Annotated in this window: 8 protein-coding genes; 3 read left to right on the top strand and 5 right to left on the bottom strand. The window is 67.9% G+C overall.

Going from position 1 to position 8,351, the window contains the following annotated elements:
* The 5 genes from ACTHL9_RS09170 to ACTHL9_RS09150 all read right to left on the bottom strand — a co-directional run.
* A partial coding sequence (locus ACTHL9_RS09170) for an NtaA/DmoA family FMN-dependent monooxygenase (protein WP_440518544.1) occupies positions 1-1,047 on the bottom strand: 1,047 nt, incomplete at its 3' end.
* Between the two features lie 2 nt (positions 1,048-1,049).
* A complete protein-coding gene (locus tag ACTHL9_RS09165) occupies positions 1,050-1,982 on the bottom strand; it encodes a TauD/TfdA dioxygenase family protein (RefSeq protein WP_440518542.1) in 933 nt (310 codons plus the stop codon).
* Between the two features lie 27 nt (positions 1,983-2,009).
* Positions 2,010-2,882 (bottom strand): ABC transporter permease, encoded by an 873-nt coding sequence (locus tag ACTHL9_RS09160; protein WP_440518540.1) that lies wholly within the window; start codon positions 2,880-2,882, stop codon positions 2,010-2,012.
* A complete protein-coding gene (locus ACTHL9_RS09155) occupies positions 2,882-3,676 on the bottom strand; it encodes an ABC transporter ATP-binding protein (RefSeq protein WP_440518539.1) in 795 nt (264 codons plus the stop codon). Before ACTHL9_RS09155 ends, ACTHL9_RS09160 begins: the two co-directional genes overlap by 1 nt.
* A gap of 3 nt (positions 3,677-3,679) precedes the next feature.
* Positions 3,680-4,693 (bottom strand): ABC transporter substrate-binding protein, encoded by a 1,014-nt coding sequence (locus ACTHL9_RS09150; RefSeq protein WP_440518538.1) that lies wholly within the window; start codon positions 4,691-4,693, stop codon positions 3,680-3,682.
* A 378-nt stretch (positions 4,694-5,071) separates the two neighbouring features.
* On the opposite strand from ACTHL9_RS09150, the gene adh reads away from it, so the two are divergent.
* The 3 genes from adh to ACTHL9_RS09135 all read left to right on the top strand — a co-directional run bounded on the left by adh (position 5,072) and on the right by ACTHL9_RS09135 (position 8,212).
* Positions 5,072-6,595, top strand: coding sequence for an aldehyde dehydrogenase (adh, locus tag ACTHL9_RS09145; RefSeq protein WP_440518537.1), 1,524 nt, complete (start codon positions 5,072-5,074; stop codon positions 6,593-6,595).
* A 205-nt stretch (positions 6,596-6,800) separates the two neighbouring features.
* The gene (adhP, locus tag ACTHL9_RS09140; protein WP_440518536.1) at positions 6,801-7,823 is read left to right on the top strand and encodes an alcohol dehydrogenase AdhP; all 1,023 of its coding nucleotides are present in this window, start codon (positions 6,801-6,803) and stop codon (positions 7,821-7,823) included.
* Entirely contained in the window at positions 7,823-8,212 is a 390-nt protein-coding gene (locus ACTHL9_RS09135; RefSeq protein ID WP_440518535.1) for a DUF779 domain-containing protein, read from the top strand. The genes adhP and ACTHL9_RS09135 overlap by 1 nt, the downstream gene beginning before the upstream one ends.
* Positions 8,213-8,351 lie beyond the last annotated feature (139 nt).

Raw genomic sequence — 8,351 nt, 5'->3', positions numbered from 1 at the left:
GCGCACGGTGAGCTTCTCGCGGCGGGCGAGGTCGACGATGAGGGTGTAGCGGCTCTTGGCGCCCTCGATCTGGTCCTCGTCCGGGAGGTCTGCGGGGAGTTCCCGGTCAAGCGGCAGGTCCTCGGGGGAAACGCGGAGCGTTTTCGCGAGCTCGATGCGCGCGTACTCGGGCCGGATGAGGTCGTCGAGCTCGCGCTCGCGTCGCAGTGCCTCGGCCTCGGTCCCGCCGAGGACCGGGACGATTCCGGGGAGGATCTTGATCCCCTCGGGATTCCGTCCCGTGACGGCGCTCCGCACCTTCAGATCGTTGTAGAAGGCCTGTGCCTCTTCGAGGGTCTGCTGTGCCGTGAAGACGGCCTCGGCGTAGCGGGCAGCGAGGCCCTTCCCGTCCTCCGACGAGCCGGCCTGGACGATCACCGGGTGCCCCTGCGGGGAGCGTGGGATGTCGAGCGGTCCGCGCACCGAGAAGTGCGACCCCGAATGCTCGATGGCCCGCACCCGATCCGAGTCCGCCCAGACCCCGGCGGCCTTGTCGGCGAGGATGGCGTCGTCGTCCCAGGAGTCCCACAGCTTGAAGGCGACGTCGAGGAACTCCGCCGCGCGCTCGTACCGTGCCCGGTGGAGGGGCTGGTCGTCGAGGCCGAAGTTCCGCGCGGCGTCGGCCCCCGCCGTCGTCACCACGTTCCATCCTGCGCGGCCGCCGGAGAGGTGGTCGATCGAGGCGAACCGCCGCGCGAGGTTGTACGGGGAGTTGTAGCTGGTGGAGGCGGTCGCGATGAGCCCGATCCGCTCCGTGGCCGCGGCCAGCGCGGCGAGCAGCACGGTGGGCTCGACGGCGCTGACCGGCCGGCGCCCCACGGAGCCCCAGAGGACGGGCGAGTCGGCAAAGAACACGGAGTCGAACTTCCCTCGCTCGGCCGTCCGGGCGAGCCGCGTGAAGTGCGCGAGGCTCGTCCCGGCGTGCGGGTCGCTCTCCGGGAGCCGCCACGACGCCTCGTGGTGGCCCGTGCCCATGAGGAACGCGTTGAGGTGCAGCTTCTTCCCCATGGTCAGGCCCCCGTCCCGACAGAGACAATCTCGGAGTAGTGGGAGGAGTCGCCCTCGATGGCCTGGCTGAGCGTGCCGTCGACGCCGACGGGGATGTCGCCGGCGATGGTCACGCGGTTGAGCTTGCGCGGCTGGTCGTCGTAGTTGGACGGCGCGTAGTGCTGGGTGATGCGGTTGTCGAACAGGACCAGCTGGTTCGGCTCCCAATTGACCCGCACCACGTTCTCGGGCCGCGTGATGTAGGCCTGCAGGAGGCGGAGGATGTCCCTCGACTCGGTGTTGGAGAGCCCGACGATGCGCAGACGCTGCGCGAAGCCGCCGATGAACAGGCCGCGCTCGCCCGTGAGAGGGTGGACGCGCACCACGGGGTGGGCGGTCTGGTACTTGATCCGGGTGAAGACCTTGCGGCGTTCCTCGGCTCCCGCGTGCTCGAGGTTCTTCGGGACCGAGTAGTCGTAGTCGTTGGTGTGGATGGCCCACAGCGTGTCGGCGAAGCTGCGCAGCTCGGCCGGGAGGTCCTGGTACGCCCCGGCCGAGGAGGCGATCAATGTCTCGCCCCCGTAGGCCGGGAGCACGATGCTGCGCAGCGTCGAGGCCTGGGGCGGGTTCACCACAAACGTGACATCGGTGTGCCAGGTGTTGGCCGAGCCGTCCTCGCTGTCGACGGGCAGGACGTTCTCGGCGCCGTCCACGGAGGCGACAGTCGGGTGTGCCTTGGTGAGGGGGCCGAACCGGGAGGCGAAGCGGACCTGCTCCTCGTCGGTGCGGACGTTGGCCTCGCGGAACACGAGGGCCTTGTGCCGGTTGAGGGCTGCGCGGATCTGGGCGATGACCTCGTCCGAGAGGTCCTGGCTGAGGTCGAGGCCTCGGATCTCGGCGCCGATGCGCGAGCCGAGCTTGGTGAATTCGAGCTGGGTTTCAAGAGCGGTGGTCATTTTCGGGGTGCCTTTCGTGGAGGTGGACTAGGGGCGGGCCTCGGCGCGCCACCGGGAGAAGTGGCGCTCGAGCGCAACGAGGAGGGTGTTCACGGCCAGGCCCAGGAGCGAGACGGTCAGGATGCCGGCGTACATGTCCGGGATCAGGAAGCTGGACTGCGCGTTGACGATCAGGTAGCCGAGCCCGGCCTTCGCCCCGACCATCTCCGCGGCGATGAGCACGAGGATCGAGGCGGTGCCGGCCATGCGGATGCCCGTGAAGATCGTGGGCACCGCCGAGGGCAGGATCACCTTGCGGAACAGCGCCAGGCTCGAGAGCCCCAGGGAGCGCGCGGCCCGCACGAGCAGCGGGTCCACGGTGCGCACCCCGGCGATGGTGTTCAGCAGCACCGGGAAGAACGCCGCGTACGCGACGATCGTGATCTTCGATTCCTCGCCGATCCCCAGCAGGAGCGTGAAGACCGGGAGGAGTGCGAGCGCGGCGGTGTTGCGGAACACTTCCAGCAGCGGGGTGATGAACGAGTTGAGCGGGCGGTACCACGCGATCAGCAGGCCGGCTGCGACTCCGAGGACGACGGCGACGCCGAACCCAGCGAACGACCGCGTCAGGCTCGCGGCGAGATGGTTCTCGAGCGCGCCGTTGGCGAGGAGGCGCCAGGTTGCCGCGAGCACCTCGTGCAGCGGGGGCAGGAAGACGCGGGTCGACGGCGCCGCGAACCACTGCGGCCCGACTTCCCAGAGCAGCAGGAAGGCGACGATCGCCGCGGACTTCCACAGGGTCGAACGGACGACGGCGGCCACTCGCCGCAGCGAGCGGACGGCGCCGTCGCTTCGGCTCGCCGCGGGAGCTTCCGCCGGCGCGTCGGCGGCCCGGATCGAGGGAGCGGTGAGAGTGCTCATCAGGCGGGGATCCTTTCTGCGGTGGCGCGGCGGACCTCGTCGTGCAGGAGGTTCCAGACGCGGTGGCGGTAGTCGACGAAGGCGGGGTGCGAGCGGATGTCGGCTTCGTCGTCGTACTCGGGGAGGTGGATGTCCACGATCGCTTTGAGCCGCCCGGGGCGGGAGCTCAGGACAGCAACGCGCTGCCCGAGGTAGACGGCCTCCTCGATCCCGTGCGTGATGAAGACGATGGTCTTGCCGGTGGCACGCCAGATGCGCAGGAGTTCGCCCTGGAGCTGTTCGCGGGTCTGCGCGTCCAGCGCCGCGAAGGGCTCGTCCATGAGCAGGATCTCGGGCTCGTAGGCCAGGCTGCGCGCGATCGCGACCCGCTGCTTCATGCCGCCGGAGAGCTCGTGCGGGTAGCGGTCCTCGAAGCCGGCCAGGCCCACGAGCTGCAGGTAGTGGCTGGCCTTCTCGGCGCGTTCGCGCTTGCCGAGCCCCGTTCCCTCGAGCCCGATCGAGACGTTCTGCGAGGCCGTGCGCCACGGGAACAGCGCGTACTGCTGGAACACGACCGCCCGGTCCGGGCCCGGGCCCGTGACCGGCCTGCCGTTGACGAGGACCTCTCCCGACGTCGGCTTCGTCAGGCCCGCGAGCAGATCGAGGAGGGTGGTCTTGCCCGAGCCGCTGGGGCCCACGAGGGTGAGGAATTCCCCGTCGCGGACATCGAGGGTGAGGCTCTCGAGCGCGGTCAGGCTTCCGCCCCTGACCGTGAATCTCTGGCTGACGTCGCGGAGGCTGATCTTCGGCGTCATCGGTCATCCTTTCGCGAGGTCGTTGAATTCGTTGGTGTAGTACTTCGACGGGGTGATCGGCCCGTTCACAATTCCGGTTTCATTGAGCCATTTCTGCCAGCGGGAGAAATCGGCGTCGGTGATGATTCCGGCCTTCGGGACGCCCACACTCTTCCAATACTGGAGATTCTTGGTGCTTTCACCCCGGTTGCGCTTTTGGATGATCTCGGTGAGTCGCTGGATCACCTGGTCGCGGGGCGTGGTCCGCTCCCATTCGATCGCCTTCGCGACGCCCGTGGTGAAGGTTCTGACCGTGTCAGGATTCTGGGCGAGGAAATCGCTGCGGAACACATACTGTCCCCCGGCGAAAGTGCCGAAGAGCCCATAGTCGCTGAAGAGCGAGCGAAGGCCGCCGGCCGCGACCGCGTTGTCCTGGAGCACCCCGCTCAGCGATCCCACGTCGACCTGACCCCGGCGCACCGCCTCCTCCGTGTCGTTCGGCGGCAGCACGACGAGCTGGACCTGCTTGATCTCCTCCGGCGTGAGCCCGTTCTTCTCCAGCCACGTGTCGATGACCGCCTCGGAATGGGCGCCCAACGTGTTGACGGCAACCTTCTTGCCGATCAGGTCACGTGGCCCGCGGATGGAGCTGTCGTCCTTGACGTAGAAGCCCGTGAAAGTCTTCTCGTCCTCGCCGTAGTAATTCACCACTGCCTTGACCGGCGCCCCGGCCTCGACGAGCTTGACCACGGCCCCGGCGAACGCGCCGCCGAAGTCCGTCTGCCCGGTCGCCGCCGACTGGATGTCCTGCGGGCCGCTCGTCGTATTGCCGACCCATTTCAGCTTGACGTTCCCGAGATAGCCGAGGTCCTCGGCGAGTTCCGGCAGCGTCACATTGTTCGCGGAGCCCTGGTAGCGCAGTTCAGTAACCTGATTCGCTGGTTGAGAGGCCACGCCAGCCGTCCCCGCACAACCGGAGGCCGCCACGGCGATGAAGACGGCTGCAGCCGTGCTCGCGATCGACGCAATTGTTTTCATGGCTGTCTCCTTGGACCTTTCCTTTTTCTCGCCGGGGACTAATTCGTGCCCGCCGGTTTCGTCTATCTAAGCGGGCAGGGCGCGCGGATTGAAGGGCTGAGGTCAAAAAGGGAAACAGCTGAACCGGAAGAAATATATGACGCAGGATTGCGTCAGAATTCATCCGGCGTCACGTCCCCTCCCTCCGTTTCGGGTACAGCTACTTCCGTCTGGAGGCATTTCGGGTACGACGGGGAGGAGTGTCACCCGTACCCGAAACAGCCCTGTGGTGCGGGACACGGTCCTGCAACCAAGCCGCAACCCATGCGCTCCTACGCTCGTCGCAACGCCGGCACCACCGGCCCCCGCAAGGGGAACGAGAGACAAAGGAGTTTCGCCATGACCGTCTACGCGCAGCCGGGTACCGAGGGCAGCAAGGTCGCCTTCAAGGACCGCTACGAGAACTTCATCGGCGGCGAGTGGGTCGCCCCGGTCGGGGGCCAGTACTTCGAGAACATCACCCCCGTCACGGGGAAGATGTTCTGCGAGATTCCCCGCTCGCAGGCAGCGGACATCGAGCTCGCCCTGGATGCCGCGCACAAGGCCGCCCCCGGTTGGGGCAAGACGAGTGTCGCGGAGCGGGCGCTGATCCTGCATCGGATCGCGGACCGGATCGAGGAGAACCTCGAGCTGCTCGCGGTCGCCGAGACGTGGGACAACGGCAAGCCGGTCCGCGAGACCCTGGCCGCGGACCTGCCCCTGGCCGTCGACCACTTCCGCTACTACGCCGGCGCGATCCGCGCCCAGGAGGGCTCGCTGTCCCAGATCGACGAGACGACCACGGCGTACCACTTCCACGAGCCGCTCGGCGTCGTCGGGCAGATCATCCCCTGGAACTTCCCGCTCCTGATGGCCACGTGGAAGCTCGCCCCGGCACTCGCGGCGGGCAACGCCGTCGTCCTCAAGCCCGCCGAGCAGACCCCGGCGAGCATCCTGGTCCTCGCCGAGCTGATCCAGGACCTCCTCCCGGCCGGGGTGCTGAACATCGTCAACGGCTTCGGCGTCGAGGCGGGCAAGCCGCTGGCCTCGAGCCCGCGGATCCGGAAGATCGCGTTCACAGGCGAGACGACCACCGGCCGGCTCATCATGCAGTACGCCTCGCAGAACCTCATCCCGGTCACGCTCGAGCTCGGCGGGAAGAGCCCGAACATCTTCTTCAACGACATCGCCGCCGCGGACGACGCGTTCTATGACAAGGCACAGGAGGGCTTCACCCTTTTCGCCCTGAACCAGGGCGAAGTGTGCACGTGCCCGTCCCGCGCGCTCATCCAGGAGGGGATCTACGAGAAGTTCCTGGCCGACGTCGTCGAGCGCACCCAGAAGATCAAGCAGGGCAACCCGCTGGACACCGAGACGATGATCGGGGCCCAGGCCTCCAACGACCAGCTCGAGAAGATCCTCTCCTACATCGAGATCGGCAAGGCCGAGGGCGCCAAGGTCCTCACCGGCGGCAAGCGCGCCGAGCTCCCCGGAGACCTCGCGGGCGGCTTCTACGTCGAGCCGACGATCTTCGAGGGCAACAACACGATGCGCATCTTCCAGGAGGAGATCTTCGGCCCCGTGGTCTCGGTCGCCAAGTTCTCCGACTACGAGGAGGCGCTCGAGATCGCCAACGACACCCTCTACGGCCTCGGCGCCGGCGTCTGGAGCCGCGACGGCAACACCGCCTACCGCGCCGGACGCGAGATCCAGGCCGGGCGCGTGTGGGTGAACAACTACCACGCCTACCCCGCGCACGCGGCGTTCGGCGGCTACAAGTCCTCCGGTATCGGCCGGGAGACGCACCTCATGATGCTCGAGCACTACCAGCAGACCAAGAACCTGCTGGTCAGCTACAGCGAGAACAAACTCGGCTTCTTCTAAGAACAGGCGAGCGGACGACGGCGGGTGCGCGCCGTCGTCGTCCGCTTCACCCGCACTTGGATTCCGACCATGATTGGCCGCCACACCGGAGAATTCGCGGCGTGTCGCAGCGACTCGCCGATCCGCGGCGGCCGATCCCGGTCGGAATCTGCGCCGCGACCCACCGTCAGCCCATCCACCCCACCACATGCAAAGGAGCATGTCCATGACCGAAACCTTCAAAGCCGCTGTCGTCCACAGCTTTGGCGAGGAACTCAGCGTCGACGAACTCGAGATCCCAACCCCCGGCCCGGGCCAGGTCCTCGTGAAGCTCATCGCGAGCGGCGTCTGCCACACCGACCTCCACGCGGCGCAGGGCGACTGGCCCGTCAAGCCCCAGCTCCCCCTCGTTCCGGGGCACGAGGGCGTGGGCACTGTTGCTGCGGTCGGGGAGGGCGTGACGGACCTCGCGGTCGGAGACCTCATCGGCAATGCGTGGCTCTGGAGCGCGTGCGGCACGTGCGAGTTCTGCCGCACCGGCTGGGAGACGCTGTGCGAGTCCCAGCAGAACGGCGGGTACAGTGTGGACGGCTCATTCGGGCACTACATGCTCGTCGACGCGAAGTTCGCGGCGCGCATCCCCGACGGCGCGGACCCGTACGAAATCGCGCCTGTGCTGTGCGCTGGCGTCACCGTCTACAAGGGTCTCAAGCAGACGGAGGTCCGGCCGGGGGAGTGGGTCGTGATCTCAGGGATCGGCGGCCTCGGGCACATCGCTGTGCAGTATGCCGTCGCAATGGGCATGCGGGTCGCGGCCGTCGACGTCGCGGATGAGAAGCTCGCCCTCGCCCGCAAGCACGGTGCCGAGGTGACGGTGAACGCGTTCGCCGAGGATCCGGCGTCGGCCATCCAAGCAGCGACGGGCGGAGCCCACGGCGTCCTCGTCACCGCCGTCCACCCCGCCGCGTTCGGGCAGGCGATCGGCATGACTCGCCGCGGCGGCACGATCGTCTTCAACGGCCTCCCGCCGGGGAACTTCCCGGCACCGATCTTCGACATCGTGCTCAAGGGCCTCACGATCCGCGGCTCCATCGTCGGAACGCGGCAGGACATGGTGGAGGCCCTCGACTTCTACGCCCGCGGCCTCATCCATCCGACGTTCCACACGCGGGACCTCGAGGAGATCAATCAGGTGTTCGACGAGATGCACCACGCGAAGATCGACGGCCGCGTTGTGATCAAGTACTGATGGAAGTTCTGACAGCCAGGCCGGTGCGCCCGGGGGAGGACTTCTCCCGGGTTGCGCTGACCCGACCCGCCGCGGCGCTCCTGGACTCGCTCTGGGAGCGGCATGGCCCGCTCATGTTCCACCAATCCGGCGGCTGCTGCGACGGCTCGGCGCCCATGTGCTACCCGGCCGGGGAGTTCCTGACGGGCGACGCCGATGTCCTCCTTGGCGTCTTCGACCTCCCCGGGCGCGGCGAACTGGGGTTCTGGATGTCGAGGGAGCAGTTCGCGTACTGGTCCCATACACATCTCACCGTCGATACGGTGGAAGGCCGGGGGAGCGGCTTCTCCCTCGAGGCGCCGGAGGGGAAGCGGTTCCTCATCCGGAGCGAGATCCTCGACGTCCCGTGAGGAGGTGGCCAGGCGTCGGGCGGGAGGTGGCCAGGGCGTCGGGCGAGAAGTGGCCAGGCGTCGGGCGGGAGGTGGCCAGGCGTGACGCGAGAAGTGGGGCGCCGGGCGGGACGCCGGGGCGCCCCCCACAACACACCAG

This window comes from Sinomonas sp. (genome assembly GCF_051955515.1).
Lineage (GTDB): Bacteria > Actinomycetota > Actinomycetes > Actinomycetales > Micrococcaceae > Sinomonas.
Note: the sequence above shows the minus strand (reverse complement) of the source record. Positions and strands in the feature narration are given on the sequence as shown.

Bases quoted from the DNA above. Each gene is read 5' to 3' on its own strand.
- ACTHL9_RS09165 (WP_440518542.1), bottom strand. From the start codon at position 1,982: ATGACCACCGCTCTTGAAACCCAGCTCGAATTCACCAAGCTCGGCTCG.
- ACTHL9_RS09160 (WP_440518540.1), bottom strand. From the start codon at position 2,882: ATGAGCACTCTCACCGCTCCCTCGATCCGGGCCGCCGACGCGCCGGCG.
- ACTHL9_RS09155 (WP_440518539.1), bottom strand. From the start codon at position 3,676: ATGACGCCGAAGATCAGCCTCCGCGACGTCAGCCAGAGATTCACGGTC.
- ACTHL9_RS09150 (WP_440518538.1), bottom strand. From the start codon at position 4,693: ATGAAAACAATTGCGTCGATCGCGAGCACGGCTGCAGCCGTCTTCATC.
- adh (WP_440518537.1), top strand. From the start codon at position 5,072: ATGACCGTCTACGCGCAGCCGGGTACCGAGGGCAGCAAGGTCGCCTTC.
- adhP (WP_440518536.1), top strand. From the start codon at position 6,801: ATGACCGAAACCTTCAAAGCCGCTGTCGTCCACAGCTTTGGCGAGGAA.
- ACTHL9_RS09135 (WP_440518535.1), top strand. From the start codon at position 7,823: ATGGAAGTTCTGACAGCCAGGCCGGTGCGCCCGGGGGAGGACTTCTCC.